General features: G+C 41.1%; 13 protein-coding genes and 1 riboswitch. Of the genes, 11 read left to right on the forward strand and 2 right to left on the reverse strand.

All coding sequences use genetic code 11. The features are described from left to right. Positions 1–35 precede the first annotated feature (35 nt). Positions 36–1517, reverse strand: a complete 1482-nt coding sequence (locus D9T12_RS07495; RefSeq protein WP_240693149.1) for an anti-phage deoxyguanosine triphosphatase — start codon at positions 1515–1517, stop codon at positions 36–38. Between the two features lie 210 nt (positions 1518–1727). Here D9T12_RS07495 and D9T12_RS07500 point away from each other — a divergent pair, with 210 nt between their 5' ends. From D9T12_RS07500 to D9T12_RS07520, 5 genes are all read left to right on the forward strand, one after another. Next, positions 1728–1922, forward strand: coding sequence for a hypothetical protein (locus tag D9T12_RS07500; protein WP_130537590.1), 195 nt, complete (start codon positions 1728–1730; stop codon positions 1920–1922). A 210-nt stretch (positions 1923–2132) separates the two neighbouring features. Continuing rightward, a complete protein-coding gene (locus tag D9T12_RS07505) occupies positions 2133–4565 on the forward strand; it encodes an AsmA family protein (RefSeq protein ID WP_130537591.1) in 2433 nt (810 codons plus the stop codon). Between the two features lie 226 nt (positions 4566–4791). Then, positions 4792–5322: a DUF2062 domain-containing protein gene (locus D9T12_RS07510; protein ID WP_130537592.1), complete on the forward strand. Its 531-nt coding sequence runs from the start codon at positions 4792–4794 to the stop codon at positions 5320–5322. 186 nt (positions 5323–5508) lie between these two features. Then, positions 5509–7224 carry a proline--tRNA ligase gene (locus D9T12_RS07515; RefSeq protein WP_130537593.1) on the forward strand — a complete coding sequence of 572 codons (1716 nt, stop codon included), beginning with the start codon at positions 5509–5511 and terminating at the stop codon, positions 7222–7224. Positions 7225–7417: 193 nt separating this feature from the next. Continuing rightward, entirely contained in the window at positions 7418–8248 is an 831-nt protein-coding gene (locus D9T12_RS07520; protein WP_130537594.1) for an HDOD domain-containing protein, read from the forward strand. A 37-nt stretch (positions 8249–8285) separates the two neighbouring features. Here the strand turns inward: D9T12_RS07520 and D9T12_RS07525 are convergent, their stop codons facing one another. Further along, positions 8286–8501, reverse strand: coding sequence for a YjfB family protein (locus tag D9T12_RS07525; protein WP_130537595.1), 216 nt, complete (start codon positions 8499–8501; stop codon positions 8286–8288). Positions 8502–8626: 125 nt separating this feature from the next. Next, a riboswitch (cobalamin riboswitch) is annotated at positions 8627–8890 on the forward strand. A gap of 159 nt (positions 8891–9049) precedes the next feature. On the opposite strand from D9T12_RS07525, the gene D9T12_RS07530 reads away from it, so the two are divergent. The 6 genes from D9T12_RS07530 to D9T12_RS07555 all read left to right on the forward strand — a co-directional run bounded on the left by D9T12_RS07530 (position 9050) and on the right by D9T12_RS07555 (position 16133). Next, positions 9050–10849, forward strand: a complete 1800-nt coding sequence (locus tag D9T12_RS07530; RefSeq protein WP_130537596.1) for a TonB-dependent receptor plug domain-containing protein — start codon at positions 9050–9052, stop codon at positions 10847–10849. A 62-nt stretch (positions 10850–10911) separates the two neighbouring features. Further along, positions 10912–12432: a cobyric acid synthase gene (locus D9T12_RS07535; protein ID WP_206199081.1), complete on the forward strand. Its 1521-nt coding sequence runs from the start codon at positions 10912–10914 to the stop codon at positions 12430–12432. Beyond that, positions 12426–13121 (forward strand): Dph6-related ATP pyrophosphatase, encoded by a 696-nt coding sequence (locus D9T12_RS07540; protein WP_130537597.1) that lies wholly within the window; start codon positions 12426–12428, stop codon positions 13119–13121. The genes D9T12_RS07535 and D9T12_RS07540 overlap by 7 nt, the downstream gene beginning before the upstream one ends. Further along, positions 13118–14284 (forward strand): aminotransferase class I/II-fold pyridoxal phosphate-dependent enzyme, encoded by a 1167-nt coding sequence (locus D9T12_RS07545; protein ID WP_130537598.1) that lies wholly within the window; start codon positions 13118–13120, stop codon positions 14282–14284. Before D9T12_RS07540 ends, D9T12_RS07545 begins: the two co-directional genes overlap by 4 nt. Then, positions 14281–15246, forward strand: coding sequence for an adenosylcobinamide-phosphate synthase CbiB (gene cbiB / locus D9T12_RS07550; protein ID WP_130537599.1), 966 nt, complete (start codon positions 14281–14283; stop codon positions 15244–15246). The genes D9T12_RS07545 and cbiB overlap by 4 nt, the downstream gene beginning before the upstream one ends. Beyond that, entirely contained in the window at positions 15246–16133 is an 888-nt protein-coding gene (locus D9T12_RS07555) for a cobalamin-binding protein (protein ID WP_165395061.1), read from the forward strand. The genes cbiB and D9T12_RS07555 overlap by 1 nt, the downstream gene beginning before the upstream one ends. Positions 16134–16154: the final 21 nt, after the last annotated feature.

Below are 16154 nucleotides of genomic sequence, written 5' to 3' on the forward strand. Positions count from 1 at the left end.
AGTTCTATTCAGCAACGTGTAGCTATGCAATTGCATTACAGCAAATCGAAGATTGACCCCTGAGCTGGCGTAAACAATTTTGCATAAAGCCTCGAAGCATAGGTATTGGTCATACCAGCGATATAATCCGAAATCACTCTTTGACGCGCCTGCTCGCAATCAGCTGCCTGATATTTAGCATAACTCTTAGACGGCAATAGCGCACTCGGATTGGCTCTAAGCGCTTTAAAAAGCTCCAGCACCACTTGCTGTCCTTTGTATTCCATCTGCTTCACTTCGGGAATTGTAATGACATTCTTAAAAACAAAACGCTTCAAAAGCTCTAAAACCGCCATTGGTCCAGGCTTTAAGCTTGCTTGATAGTCCAAAAGTGGATGCTCAAAGCGTTCCTGACGCGATATTTGCACAGCCTCGACCATAATACCGACCATTTTACTGATGGCATGTTTTCGCCCTTTCGATGAATTGCTGAATAATCGCTCTGTCATTTCATCATCCCACAATGGGTCAGCTTGCAATTCAGGACTCTGCATCACTTCCGTTTGCCAAATCTCTCGACTCAGCATTTTCATTGCAATCGCATCCTCCAAATCATGGATACCATAAGCAATATCATCGGCTAATTCCATAATCGTTGTGTCGAGCGACTTAAAACAAGTACGTAAATGGACGTTGTGTGCTTGCGCGTCACCGGCGAGTAAAGTTTCCTGGCTAGCAGACTGTAAACAGATAAATTTTTGTCGGTCTTCTCTATTAAAGGGGGCAAGCACCCAATTAACATAGTCTCGCTCTTCCTCAAACAGACTTTTAGGAGGAAGCCATTTATCCATTTGCAAGGTGCGAAAATCATTATTTTCTGGCTGCTGCAACTGAGCTTGATAGGCTGTATTTTTAGCAATCACATCATTGTAAATCGCAGGATACTTCATCACTCCAAGCGCGGCACGGCGTGACAAATCCAAACCATTTTTCGGCGTATATTCTCCTAACTTTGCCAATACACGTAATGTTTGCGCATTCCCCTCAAACCCACCGTAATGACGCATCATGTAATTCAATGCAACCTCTCCCCCATGTCCATAAGGAGGATGACCTAAATCATGGGCCAAACAGATGGCTTCAATCAAATACATTGAAGGCAACCATTGTAAATACTCAGGTTCCGAATCTTGCCGTTCGGCGAGCGTAATCAAGTGTTCGACTAAACCAGAACCGATTTGTGCCACTTCCATTGAGTGTGTCAAACGGGTTCGATAAAAATCCGATTCACTTAAGCCAAATATCTGAGTTTTGGCTTGTAGACGTCTAAAAGACGCAGAATGAATAACACGAGCACGGTCACGCTGGTACACAATTCGCGCTTTACGCGCCTCTTTATTTTCAAGTGCATCAGTAAATCGCTGAGTCCAAACGCCTTTGTCTGGATGATGAACATCATTCTTTGAAAACGGCTTATCTTGCGAAGCAGTTTGCAACTGAGATGCACTCTTCATCGTGCCCTGGTTTGTCTCATTCATTGAATTTTTCATTTCAAAATCTGCACTAACTGATTGTGATTAATAAATTTTATTGTTCACAAAAGACATTCAAGGTCAATTGAAAATAACACTTCTGGCTAAATTAACCCTTTTACGGATAAGATAAGTCAACATAAAAGAATCAACAAAAAAGCAGAATGAGCTCAGTTGAATAAAGGTTGACTAAAATGCGTTAGAGGAGTGACAAAAATGTCAATAAAAACCATGATTTTGAAGGTCAGTGCAGCGATTACAGTAATATTAGCGCTATCGGCCTGTTCAAATGCCGAACAACAAGCTTGTTTAGATAAAGCCAGTAAGCTTTGGGACAACAAAACAAATGACAAAAATGCCAATCAAGCCTACTGGCAAGCCGTTGAAGCCTGCAAGGAAAAGTACCCATAAAGCTCACTATTTAGTCGACTCTGAATAACTGGTTTAGATTTATGTGGGATGTTTAAGTAGATAGGCTCTAGGCGTGGATTGAAGATAATGGTTATTCCATTATTGAGAATCGACTATTTACTCTTGTGATTCACTCACAAACTGTCACAATAAAAATTCAAAAATCACTAAAATTTTAATTGACCTTACATTCAGGAATTAGGTGTCTACATGCAAACGATTCGATTACTTTTGAAAGTACTTCTTGGCCTATTTACAGTCGTAGTGCTTGCGGTTGTTGCACTTGTGGTCTTTGTTGATCCAAATGACTTTAAAGACGATATTAAACAAGTCGTTGAAACACAAACCGGCCGGGAATTTGAAATGCAATCCATTGAGCTATCATTTTTCCCCAAAGTGGGTTTGCAACTCCAAAAAGTAAAACTTAGCAACGCTCAAGGTTTCAGTGAGCAACCGTTTGCTCAAATCGATTCTGTCAACATCGGCGCTGAAATCTTACCTCTCTTTTCCCAGCAACTGATTGTTGATACTCTTGGTTTAACAGGACTGAAATTAAGCCTTGAAAAAAATAAAGATGGCACGACAAATTGGCAAGATTTAGCCAAAAGCTCACCGGCCAGTGACGAAACCACCGAAGACGCGCAAGCTTCCTCAAACCCACTTGAAGTATTAAAATCTCTGCAATTTGGAGGCTTGAATATTGTTGACGGCCAAGTGGCTTGGCTAGACGACTCGACGGATCAAGCCATCACATTAAACGGCCTGAACATCACCAGTGGTCAAGTTCGATTTGGTGAATATTTCCCAATGGAAATTTCTGTGCAAACCGAATTAAAACAACCAAACCTTAGCAGTGATTTAACGATCACTCTAGAAGCACAAATTCAAGAAACCGGAACAGTTTCTGCAAAAAACATTCAATTGGTGAACTCTCTTAATTCAAAAGAGCTTCCAATGAAGACCGTTCAAAGCAACCTAAAACTTCCGCAACTAGTGTTTGACTTAACTGCACAGACCCTCACGGTTGATAGTATTTCAATTGAACAGCAAGCCACTGCCCAAGACGGTTTTATAATTGAAAAATTGGCAAGCAATTTATCGATTAAAGAAATTGCATTGGATTTAGTCAAACAAACTTATGAGGCAAATGACATTGCTTTAAACGCAAATGTTGAATCCGAACAGCTTGGCCTGACAGCAAACGATGCGATTCAATTAACGACCGCCCTCAATGCAAGTTTAGCGCCCAAAAGTGAGACAAACCCCAAAACACCTAACGCGAATCTAGAAAACCTAACCCTTAGTGCCCTTGGAACAGCGACAACCGGAAACCTTAAAGCATTAAACTTGTTAGAAAAACCTGTCATTTCCGGTTCTTTGGCAACTCAAGCATTTGATCTGAAGGCAATACTTAGCAAACTTAAAATTAGTTTGCCGGAAATGTCGAATGCAGAAGCCTTAAAGCAAGTAGCCCAATCATTTGACTTTACATTCGATGTGAATGCTCAGGCAATTAAGGTTTCAAATGTGAAGGTTCAACTAGACAAATCGACATTGATTGGAAAATCCGATATTCGTAATTTTTCTACCCCTGCTGTGAAGTTTGATTTTGCTTTAGACACCATTAAAATCGATGACTATCTACCGCCAAAAATTGCAAAACAATCAAATAAGGATGCACCCGTAGAACCAACGTCGCAACCTTCACAAGAAAGCACTGGGGATATTGAGATTCCACTTCCAACAGAATTGCTTCGTCAACTGAATCTAGATGGACAAGTTAAAATCGCAGACCTCACTTACGACAAATTGAACCCTAAAAATATTTTGGTTAAGCTTAAAGCCAAAAACGGTAAGATTGATATCACTCCAGCAAAAGCCGATATTTTCGACACTCAAGTCACGGTTAAAAGCAGCTTAGATGTTCAAACCGACACACCGAAATATTTTGTCGACCTATCTGCACCCAAAGTCCCTGTGGGCGATGTACTGTTGGCATTCATGGAAAAAGATCCTCTAACAGGACTGGGTTCAGTCAAAGCAACCCTCAACACGCAAGGAAACAAACTCTCATTAATGAAAGCTAACCTATCGGGTACTGCAGATGTCGATCTTAAGGATGGTGCGGTTAAAGGCTTCAATTTGGCACAAATGATTCGGGAAGCCAAGGCCAAAATCTCTGGCGCAACCGCTCAAGAAAGTACAGCACCTCAGCAAACAGATTTTAGCCAACTCATTGCCAATATCTCAATTAAAAATGGTTTGGTAACTGATCGCGAAATCTCAGCAATGTCTCCATTTATGCGTGTTCAAGCTCAAGGAAACGCACACCTTGCCAAAGAAACCATCGATTTCTTGGTCAAAACCAAAATTGTTGGCACTTCAAAAGGCCAAGGTGGTGATGGGCTTGAAGACCTTACTGGCTTGACCGTTCCGGTCAAAGTCCAAGGAACTTTTACAGATCCAAAATTCTCTCTGGACTTAAAGTCTTTACTTGATGCCAAGATGAAACAAAAATTGGACGAGAAAAAGGATGAGCTCAAGCAAAAAGCTCAAGAAAAAGTTCAGGATGAATTGAAAGGTAAACTGGATGATCAAGTTCAAGACAAATTAAAAGATGCTTTAAAAGGTTTTGGCTTTTAAAAAGCTGAACGGAGCATATTCAAACAACTCTTGATTATCAATCAATGACCATTCAGTTAGGTACTGAATATTTCACCGGCCGGTAAAGTTTTCTTTATCGGCCTTTTGTTTTTCGGATTACCCTCAAATTTCTTTAGCCAAACTGTCATGACTTTGCCAACCTTGCTGGTGCAATACTCGCTATAATATTTCTTTGAATTTTTCTCAGACAGAACTCGCTGGCTTTATGATTCGTTATCTGACACTGAAAATGCATCAAATTGGCCGAGCCACAAAACGCTCCGCTTTTTTGAACAAATACTTTCCAAGATTTAAAGACAGAATCTACTGGGCAGGTGACCGTCAGTCATTCGCCCGTGCCGGATTTATAGGATGTTTTTGCATGATGCTACCGGTTCCGTTTCAAATGGTGTTAGGTTCTATCCTCGCCTATTATCTCCGTGCCAACATCCCTCTTTCGACCGCACTCGCTTGGATTACAAATCCATTAACCATGTGGCCAATTTGGTATGGCGGTTACGTTTTTGGCACTTGGGTTTTGGGAACACCGGATTTATTTCATGCTAGCCAAGGTATTTCCGTCGGCTCGGAACTATGGTTTGCTGAAGTCTTCCCGCATATTTGGCAACCGTTTCTGTTCGGTAATATCCTACTAGGGGTCATTTTGGGAAGCTTCTTGTATTTCATTATTGGCCACTTTCATTTGGCGACAATCGCTGACTGGGCAAAACGCTTATTTCCAAAACGTACTAACTGATAATCTATCACTAAAGACACGTTTTCGTGCTTCCTTTTGACTTCGACCGGCCGGTGCCATTCAATTCGATTGAATTTCATTGACCGGTTGACACTTATTTCGCACCAAAGTACCCCTGTTTGCTAAAATACGCCAATTCCGTAAATTGATCTTCGTAATACTTCCTAATGGAGACCCAAAGCCAATATGAAAACCTCTAACCTTTTACTTTCAACAACGCGTGAAACCCCTTCTGACGCAGCGATTATCAGTCACCAGCTAATGATTCGTGCGGGGCTAATTCGCCCACTTGCCAACGGCCTTTACAACTGGCTTCCAATGGGATTGAAAGTACTGCGTAAAGTTGAAAATATTATTCGTGATGAAATGAATAAAGCAGGTGCTCAAGAGGTTTTGATGCCAGTCGTTCAACCACTGGAACTTTGGGAAGAGTCAGGACGTGACTCAACCATGGGTGGCGAGATGTTGCGTTTTAAAGATCGTCACGATCGAGATTTTGTTTTAGGCCCAACGCATGAAGAAGTGATTACCGATATTGTGCGCAAAGAAATTCGTAGCTATAAACAACTGCCAATTAATTTCTACCAGATTCAAACCAAATTCCGTGATGAACGTCGTCCTCGTTTTGGGGTAATGCGTTCGCGTGAATTCATAATGAAAGATGCCTATTCATTTCATTTGAGTGAAGCATGTTTACAGAAAACATACGATGTGATGTTTAACACCTACAGTAATATCTTTAGTCGCATTGGCCTGAACTTTCGCGCAGTTCAGGCAGATACTGGTGCGATTGGTGGCGATGGTTCCCACGAATTCCATGTCATTGCAGATTCAGGTGAAGACGCGATTGCCATCTCAAATGCATCGGGATACGCCGCTAATGTGGAATTAGCTCAAGCACTTCCACCTCGCGGGGAAAGACCTGCCGCGAATGAAGAATTATCAGAGGTGGCAACACCAAATGTTCATTCTATTGAAGAAGTCGCTAGCTTCTTACAAATTAAGAAAAAGAAAACTGTCAAAACCCTATTGGTAAAAGGGGCAACAGAAGCCAATCCTGTGGTTGCATTAGTGGTTCGCGGTGACTATGAAATCAATGAAGTAAAGGCAGAAAAACTGCCTTTAGTTGCCAGTCCATTTGAATTGGCATCCGATGACGAAATCAAAGCTGTTGCTAGCTGTGGTGCTGGCTCAATTGGTCCGATTGGGTTGGACATTCCTGTCATTGCCGATTTTACCGCGGCACATATGGCTGATTTTGTCTGTGGTGCGAATAAAGATGGTTTCCATTACACTGGAGCAAACTGGGATCGAGACGCAACGCCTGAACAAATTACCGATATTCGAAATGTCGTCAAAGGCGATCCTAGTCCAGATGGTCACGGGAAACTTGAAATTCACCGTGGTATTGAAGTCGGCCACATTTTCCAATTAGGTAACAAGTACTCAGAAGCTCTAAATGCCAACGTTCAAAATGAGTCTTCACGAGCACAAATTTTGGAAATGGGCTGCTACGGCATTGGCGTAACACGTGTTGTTGCTGCCGCTATTGAACAAAACTATGACGATCGTGGTATTATCTGGCCGGATGCAATTGCCCCCTTTCAAGTGTGTATTGTTCCAATGCAAATGCATAAATCACCTCGGGTTGAAAAAGCCGCCATGGAAATTTATGAAACGCTATTAGCTCACGATATTGATGTCATTTTAGATGACCGAGCAGAACGCCCAGGCGTCATGTTCTCTGATATGGATTTAATCGGAATCCCACACCGAATCGTTATTGGTGAACGTGGATTAGATAACGGCCAAATCGAATACAAAGCTCGCCGTGATGAAAAACCTCAAGACATTGCCGAAGCTGATTTTATCGCGTTCATTTTAGACAAACTAAACAAGTAAAGTAATCTTTAACCACAGTTTTTACTGTTTTTACTGTTTTTTAAACGTTACCGGCCGGTTTATTGATAACCAATAAGCCGGTTTTTTATTTCTAAAATATAATTACTCTTATAGCTTTTAAATTAGCTCGTTAAGAAAAATATAATATCGACTCTGTCTAACAGGGTTTGACGACCTTTGAGAACTATCCTAGATGAAAGAAGATAAACTTCGCCGAGCATTTGAATCCATAAAAGGAATCCGTATTCCGGAGTTACCGGGGGAAATTATCGAACTCGAGCATGAGCTCAGTCGAAAACTGTGTAATTCTTTTACTGTGGCTCAAATCATCGAACGCAATGCAACCTTATCGGGTGAAGTAATTCGCTTAGCGAACTCACCGATGATGCGGCTGCGAGAACCTGCTGGCACCATCCGAGACGCAATCAACGTCATTGGGTTAGATAATATCTATAACCTTGTTGTTTCAGCCGCATATCAACGAATTTTTGGCAGTGACCGGCTCTATAAAGATATCTTAACGCACAGTGTTGATGTCGGGTTTGTGATGGCATACTTATCTGAATGGGTTCAAGGCGTATCTCGTGACGAAGCTTATATGGTCGGACTATTCCATAATATTGGGAGTTTGATGTATGCGAATAAAAATCCAGAAGTCTACAGTAAACTGTTTATTAATAGCATGAGCTTTCCAGTCCGTATTATTGAAAAAGAAGAAGAGATAATGGGAGCAAATCACTGTATGGTGGGGATTCTCGTAGCTAAAAAATGGTCCTTACCCATGGACGTGCTGAACACCATTATGTTGCACCATACACCTAAGGTCTCAGTCATCCAAGACGATCGTGTAAGAGCTTTGGTCGCTATGATTAAGGTTGCAAACGCGGTCGTAGCCGAAGTTTCTCTAGGGGCTTATCGAGGCCAAGAAATGAAAGATTATGAAAAAGATGGCATGAATGAACTTATGATTGACTACGATGTCATTAAAGAACTTCGCAATCGGTTAATGACCGATCAAAAATAATTTCTGACCGGCCGGTCATATCAGGCAATGAAACTGACTATGCGGTCGTATTAATATTTTGCCCAAGATTTGCTGGCAAACCTTGAGTTGAAGGCGCTTGTGGCAAAGAGTTGATTAACTGCATTGCCCCTTGAGTCTCCGTATCAATCGCTTTTTTCAACATGGTCACTTGTGCATCACCTTGCGCATAAACTTCTTTCTGTGCAAGTGCTGCAGAAACTGCACCATTGGCGCTAACCCCTGAAATATCCATACTCAACTCCTGTTTGACAAGTGCTCGAAAATCGAACACCTAAATTTGTTATCGGCCACCCACCCACATACTTTAGGCCAAATACGGTAATCTATTATTTGATTTGACGCTTTTCTCCTATTTATCTATACTCCACGTTTTTAGGTGCTGCTCCAAGAGATTGGAGCTGTTAAACGGGAAGTTTGGTGAGAATTTCGAACTGTCTAGCTTGTTTCAAACAAGTTAGGTTAACAGTTAAATCAATTCCAACGCTGCCCCCGCAACGGTAATAGAGAAAACTGCGCAAGCCGAAAGGCTAACCACTGATTCATAAACTTAAACAATTGAATTGGGAAGGTGCGAAGAAATTGCTCTTAAGCCCGGATACCGGCCTGAAATCAAACATTTAAATGTTTTCAACCGATTGCGGTGGGCAATACGGAAGAATAGGCCAAATTGAGACACGCTTTCTTGTGAAAAGTACGTTTCATCAGTAATTTATTCTCGGGTTTCTTTTCTGAAACTGACCGTTTTGCCTTCGTTCATCATGTATGAATTGAAGGAATATCATGAAACTTAACAAGTTGACACTGGCAATAACGACTGCCCTGTTTACAACAACGTCTTTAGCCAATACCCAATTGAATGACATTGTTGTTTCAGCCAACAAAACAGAGCAATCCCTTAAACAAATTACATCAAATATAAATGTAATCACTGCTGAAGATATTGAAGCAAAGCACTATACAACACTGACTCAGGTTTTAAATACAGTACCTGGTATAAGCTTTACCTCTAATGGCGGCTTAGGAAAAAGCACCTCACTTTACCTTCGTGGTTTTGATTCAAAAAGAACGCTTGTTGTCATTGATGGCATTCGTTACAACGACCCAAGCTCGTCAAGCGGCGCCCCATTTGAACATATCATGCTTGCAGACATCGAACGTATCGAAGTCATTAAAGGGCCACAATCTGGTATCTGGGGAGCAGATGCCTCGGCCGGTGTCATTAATATCATCACTAAAACGGCTAAGAATGGCTTTGCAGGAAATGCGAATGTAGAATCCGGTAGTTACAATACGCAAAAAGCATCAGGAACCATCAAATATGGCTCGAAAGCCTTTGATGCTTCTTTATCCGTATCAAATATTGATAGCGATGGCTATACTGCATACTCACCGGCATTTGACGACATTGATCAGTATGAAGAAGATGGCTACCGCAACACGACGGTTAACGCAAAACTTGGTGTAAATTTAACCAACAAAGATCGTATCCAAATCATTCATAATGAAGTTAACTCATCTACGGACCTTGATAGCTACCAAGCTCCAGATAGTGATACCACCTATGGTGATAACGAATACAAACAATCAAAAATTGAATACACACACCAAGCTCCAACCTTCGACTTGAGCTTAAGTCACCAAAGAAGCCTTTCCAATTGGGAGTATGGCTCGCCAAGTTATAGCGATCCGTCTACCCTGAGTGTTTCTGAATATGATGGGCAAGTTAATGAGACCCAAGGGATAATTAACTGGCAATATTCACCACAACAAATGCTAAGTGCCGGTGCCTCAATAACCCAATTCGAACATAAAAACACCATTGACAAAGATTACTCTTCAAAAAGCGTTTTTATGAACCACTCTCATTCATTCGGGAAAACCGTGTTCAATGAAAGCATTCGTCACGATAATTATGATGAATTTAATAACAAAACCACCTATAAACTGGGTGTCAAACACCCTATTTCGGATGACTTAACCCTATCTGCAAACTACGGTACAGCCTATAACGTTCCAACCTTATCTCAACTCTATCATCCAAGCTGGGGAAATGCAGATATCCAAGCTGAAACGACCAAAGGTTGGGATATTTCTGCTCAATATCAATCAGTAAGTGTCACCTATTTCAATAATAAAATTACAGACATGATTGATTATGACTACTCAACGTACACCTATGGAAATCTAAAGGGAACCACTCGAATTAAGGGTGTTGAAACCGAATGGAAGCATTCCTTTAGCGACGTTGACTTAGCGTTAAACCACACCCGTCTCTGGACAGAAGACCCACAAGGTGAAGAACTGGCTCGTCGCCCGAAAGATCAAATCGGTTTCGATATGACATGGTTTGCCTCATCGCAATGGGGAATCAACCTAAATGGTCAATACATCGGTGAACGTTCAGAAAGCAATGCCACTGATTACTATGCATTGTTTAACAGTGCCATTAACTATCAAGCAAACCCTCAGACTCAAATCTACTTGAAAATCAATAACTTATTTGATAAATACTATCAAGTGGTCGATGGCTATGCAACGGCAGAGCGTAGTGCTTATCTTGGTCTGAACTACCAATTCTAAACAGGTATTTACCAACCTCTTAAAGGAACATTTGCTGAGACAATTTCTGTCTCAGTCAATGTATGTATCTCATGACCCATGGCTTAATGATTCAAGGCTGTACATCTGATGCGGGGAAAAGCACCGTAGTAGCAGGCTTGTGTCGTGTTTTGCAACGAAAAGGGATAATCAATGCCCCTTTCAAACCGCAAAACATGGCACTCAATTCTGCTGTCACACAAGACGGCGGTGAAATTGGACGCGCTCAAGCGCTACAAGCAATGGCTGCAAAAGTACCATTATCGGTTCACATGAACCCTGTGTTACTTAAACCTAATTCAGATACCGGTGCACAGGTCATTTTACAGGGACATTCCATTGGCAATCTTAATGCGATGGACTACCACTCTTACAAACCGAAAGCTGCGCAAGCAGTTTTCGATTCTTTTCAAATTCTCTCGGAGCAATACAACAATATTCTGGTTGAGGGAGCTGGTTCACCAGCAGAAATTAATCTTAGAAAAGGTGATATTGCGAACATGGGCTTTGCTGAAGCGGTTGATTGCCCAGTCATTCTAGTGGCGGATATTGACAAAGGTGGCGTATTTGCCCACCTCATCGGTACCTTAGAATGTTTGAGTGAATCTGAAAGGAATCGAATTCAAGGCTTTATCATCAACCGTTTTCGCGGTGACATTCAACTGCTACAAGATGGGCTGGATTGGCTACAAGAAAAAACCAAAAAACCTGTACTTGGCGTTTTACCTTACTTGCACGGTTTATATTTAGATGCCGAAGATGCGATTCATAGCGATGTCGTCGCCAAACGCAACGCCCCTTTAAATGTTATTGCTCCGCTTTATCCACATATATCCAATCACACAGATTTAGCACCTCTGATACAACATCCTCAAATAAACTTTCAATGGGTAAAACACAAGGCTTCGATTCCACCAGCTGACTTAGTGGTTTTACCGGGCTCTAAAAGTGTTATGACCGATTTAACTTGGTTGAAAGCGCAAGGTTGGCAAAATTATCTAAAAAAACATCTGCGTTATGGCGGAAAAATCATTGGTATTTGCGGTGGATTACAAATGCTTGGTCAACAGTTACTTGATCCAGATGGCTTAGAGTCAGATAAACTGCATACACAAGGGCTCGGTCTAATGCCTTTTTCCACAGAGTTTTTTCCGGCAAAACAGCTAACAAACCTTACCGGCCGGTTAAATCTGGTAACGGCTTTCCCCCCTCCGCAAGTTAAAGGCTACGAAATTCATCAAGGCCGGAGTAATTTCCATGAATTTCCAGAACTTAAGCCAGCAATCACCTTCAGCAACAACCAAACGGATGGCTTAATCAGCGCTGACAATCAAATCCTTACGACTTATTTGCATGGACTATTTGATGAAACAGAGGCTTTAACCAGTTTGTTGAATTGGGCAGGTTTGGAACAAGCCGACGCTTTTGATTTTAATTCTTTCCGTGAAGCCCAAATTAACCGTATAAGCGACTGCTTTGAAGAACATTTAGAGATTGAACAGATTGTAAATATTTTACAAAACAGCCACATCACCACTTCCCAGTCAGGCTCACATAAATGTTGAAAATTTCACACCAAACCAATCTCCAAAACACTAATCATCAATTTGCTAGCTCTTGGAGCGGCGGTAAAGACGCTTGCATGGCTTTGTACCTATTAATGCAAGCAGGCCATACTCCAAAAGTGCTTTACACCATGCTTCATGAAGACAGTAAAACTTCCCGTGCACACAACTTACCCGTTGCTGTTTTACGTGCTCAAGCTGAAGCGTTGGGCATTCCAAATCATTTTCAATCCTGTGCAAAAGCAAATTACAAAACTAATTACCAAGCGGTTTTAAAATCACTGAAAGATAAAAATATTGACAGTATTTGTTTAGGTGATATTGATTTACAAGCGCATCGTGACTGGCAAGAAGATGTCACACGAGAAAGCAGCATCACACCACTTTTTCCCTTGTGGTTACTTGACCACAAAAAATTAGTTGAAGAGTTGATTTGCGTTGGTTTTGAAGCCACCATCATGGCGGTACATCCCGAAAAAGCTCCTGAGTCATTACTCGGAAAACCGTTAAATACGGACACCATTGCCGAATTGGAAGAACTCAACATAGATGTTTGTGCAGAAGGCGGAGAATTCCACACAGTCATCACCAACGGCCCGATTTTCAACCATCCGGTCAAATTATCCAAACCGACTCTCAGACGCGGTGCAGAATTTGGTTACAGCTTTTTGGATTACTCAACACCATGAATCACTTAACCATAACGGCAACAAGTCACAATCCTCATGGCGGAGGCATTTTTGAGTTTGCAAAACGTTACGCCCTGTCTCCTTCAGAGGTCTGTGACTTTTCAGCCAGTATCAATCCGATCACACCCAAAGTTGACTGGATAAAACTCCAACGACAGTCGTCCGTTGAATTGCCGCATTATCCTCAAGAATACTCGACCTCCTCAGAATCCGCTTTAAAACCGATCTTAAGCCAAAAATTTTCAGTCGACTGTCGGTTTATATCTTTAACAAAGGGAATCAGCGAAAGCATTCATCATATATTTTCAGCTATCCAACCGCCAACTTGCTTACTATTTACTCCGATTTACAGTGAATATCAAAAAGCAGCTCAACAGTTCTCTCGAAAAACTCTACAAACATGCTTATCTCCAAGCCAATGGTTACAAAATTCTACTAAAGAAACTTTACCGGCCGGTAGCATTGTGGCGCTGGTAAACCCGTCGACACCTGAAGGAAAATGTTTAGAAATAACCGAAATAAAGCATTTAGTCGATTATTGCCAACAACATAAGCTCTGGTTGTTACTGGATGAATCTTTTTTACCCTTTATCAGCCTCAGCCCAGGGGTAAGCGGGCGACAATATTTACATCAATGCGCCAATCTCATTATTCTGCAATCTTTAACAAAATATTTTGCTTGTCCAGGTATTCGAATCGGTGCAATCTTTGCTCACCTTCACTCTAAAAATAGCTCAACACCAAGTTATCTGGCCGAGACTCTTAATGATTCTCCCCCCATAAACCAACTATTGCCTGCAGTTTGGAGCCTTTCAACACTTGATAAATTATGGCTGATGCAGGCACTGCAAGATTCAGAGCATGAATCACAGACAAAAAACTGGATTTTAAAGACAAAACCCGACTTCTTAAAACAATTGAAAGCATTAGAGTGCATCTTAAAAATCTATCCAAGTTCTACCAATTTTGTTTTACTGGAATTCGACCGGCCGGTAGAAATCATCCAAAACCATCTAGCCACATTTTCGATTCTGATTCGTAATGCGGCGAGTTTTGGTTTTAATGCCCGTACAGCAAGAATCGCTATAAAGTCCGACAGTGACAATCAAAAACTGATTCACGCCTTACAACGTTTAGACGCATTTTTAGGCGAATTAACATGACAACTCACCTATTTGACTACATAAATCACTGGGATTTTTGGCTCGCTTTCAATAGCCTTGTTGCCATAGGTGCATTAGCCATCGATAGAATATTCGGCGAATTTCTTAATAAACACCACCCCGTCTCTTGGATTGGACGATGGATTACGTGGTTTGAAAAACATTTCTACAAAAACACCGTCATTCGTGGAGTTCAACTTTGGCTAACCATCTCAGCCCTCACTCTAACTGCCAGCCTGATTATTTTATTGGTAGTCAATTATCTACCTCTTGTTTTTTCTTTAATATTTTTGACCGTAGTTACCTCAACCCTTCTTGCACACAAGATGCTTCATGACTCAGTTCAAGAAGTCGCCAATTCAGAACACCCACAAAAAATGGTAAAGATGCTCGTCAGCCGTGATTGCCAAAACATGAAAAAAAACGAGGCCTATAAGGCTGCAGTAGAAACTTATGCTGAGAACCTTTCAGATGGTGTTGTCGCACCATGGTTTTACCTCATCATTTTTGGCATTCCAGGAATTCTTCTTTACAAAGCTATCAATACAATGGATTCAATGGTCGGCTACCGGAACCAAAAATATGAAAACTTTGGCAAGTGTGCAGCAATTTGCGACGATATCGCCAACTATATTCCAGCTCGAATCACTGCAATATTCATTATGTTGGCATTTAAAAAGTACAAATTTTGGCAGTTTTATACAAATGGAAAACAACATCTCAGCCCAAATGCCGGTCACCCTATTACCGCAATCGCACTTGGATGCAACTGCCAACTTGGCGGCCCAACAGTCTATGATGGAAAATTGAAAGCGAAAGCGACTTTTGGCCCCCAAGACGCCACTAAAAATATTTCACCTAAACACATTCACTGTGCATTACAGATACGCAATTTTATTGATATGACACTTTTAAGCCTTTCTTTAGGCATTTTTATCACAACTTTCTTATGGATTTTATAATGAGAGCTTTGCACAAGACAATAAAACTATGGTTTGTATTTTTTACCTATTTCAGTGTCTTATCACTTTTCGTAAACACTGCAAAGGCTTCTCTCGAAGAACTCCCAATCCAAAATGCACAAAGAATCATTTCACTCGCGCCACACCTCACCGAAATGGTGTATTCAGCCGGTGCTGGAGACAAATTAATTGGCGTTGTCAATTACTCAGATTACCCCGAAAAAGCGCTATCAAAACCTATTATCGGCAGTTACAACAGCATTAACATTGAATCGATTATCCAACTAAAACCGGATTTAATTCTCACTTGGCGCTCTGGAAACCGCTCTCAGGATTCAACTCGACTTAAAGAGTTACAAACCAAACTAGGATTTGTTATTTGGGAATCGGACATTGAAACGCTAGAAGATATTCCGGTTCTCATTCAATCGATCGGAAAAATGGCTGGCACTCAAGTTCAGGCAAACTCGAATGCAGAAAGCCTTCAAACAAAACTCAAAAGTTTACGGATGAAATACTCAACCAAAAAGCCAATCAAGACTTTTTATCAAATATGGAATAATCCATTGATTACAATGGGAAAAAAACAGTTCATCAGCCAAGGAATTGAGGTGTGTGGAGGAAAAAATATTTTTGATGATTTAGGCGGTTTAACAGGCCCAGTCTCGATTGAAACCGTTATTTTAAGAAATCCTGACATTCTGCTTATGGGCGGTCGAAAATCTTTTCAACAAGAATGGCTAAAAACTTGGGAAAAATATCCTCAAATTAATGCCGTCAAACATAACCAGATTCATTTACTTAACAATAATCTTTATCAAAGGCCAACCGCTCGTTTTATCAATGCATTAGAGCCACTTTGCAAAGTGATTGACTCGGTTCGATAAACAATCCCGTTAGTCTAAAGT

It is taken from the genome of Thiomicrorhabdus indica (genome assembly GCF_004293625.1).
In the GTDB taxonomy this organism is placed as follows: domain Bacteria; phylum Pseudomonadota; class Gammaproteobacteria; order Thiomicrospirales; family Thiomicrospiraceae; genus Thiomicrorhabdus; species Thiomicrorhabdus indica.

Excerpts from the sequence above, each read along its gene's own strand:
- D9T12_RS07525 (WP_130537595.1), bottom strand. The coding sequence starts at position 8,501 with ATGGATATTTCAGGGGTTAGCGCCAATGGTGCAGTTTCTGCAGCACTT.
- D9T12_RS07515 (WP_130537593.1), top strand. The coding sequence starts at position 5,509 with ATGAAAACCTCTAACCTTTTACTTTCAACAACGCGTGAAACCCCTTCT.
- D9T12_RS07555 (WP_165395061.1), top strand. The coding sequence starts at position 15,246 with ATGAGAGCTTTGCACAAGACAATAAAACTATGGTTTGTATTTTTTACC.
- D9T12_RS07520 (WP_130537594.1), top strand. The coding sequence starts at position 7,418 with ATGAAAGAAGATAAACTTCGCCGAGCATTTGAATCCATAAAAGGAATC.
- D9T12_RS07500 (WP_130537590.1), top strand. The coding sequence starts at position 1,728 with ATGTCAATAAAAACCATGATTTTGAAGGTCAGTGCAGCGATTACAGTA.
- D9T12_RS07510 (WP_130537592.1), top strand. The coding sequence starts at position 4,792 with ATGATTCGTTATCTGACACTGAAAATGCATCAAATTGGCCGAGCCACA.
- D9T12_RS07505 (WP_130537591.1), top strand. The coding sequence starts at position 2,133 with ATGCAAACGATTCGATTACTTTTGAAAGTACTTCTTGGCCTATTTACA.
- cbiB (WP_130537599.1), top strand. The coding sequence starts at position 14,281 with ATGACAACTCACCTATTTGACTACATAAATCACTGGGATTTTTGGCTC.
- D9T12_RS07530 (WP_130537596.1), top strand. The coding sequence starts at position 9,050 with ATGAAACTTAACAAGTTGACACTGGCAATAACGACTGCCCTGTTTACA.
- D9T12_RS07540 (WP_130537597.1), top strand. The coding sequence starts at position 12,426 with ATGTTGAAAATTTCACACCAAACCAATCTCCAAAACACTAATCATCAA.
- D9T12_RS07535 (WP_206199081.1), top strand. The coding sequence starts at position 10,912 with ATGTATCTCATGACCCATGGCTTAATGATTCAAGGCTGTACATCTGAT.
- D9T12_RS07545 (WP_130537598.1), top strand. The coding sequence starts at position 13,118 with ATGAATCACTTAACCATAACGGCAACAAGTCACAATCCTCATGGCGGA.
- D9T12_RS07495 (WP_240693149.1), bottom strand. The coding sequence starts at position 1,517 with ATGAATGAGACAAACCAGGGCACGATGAAGAGTGCATCTCAGTTGCAA.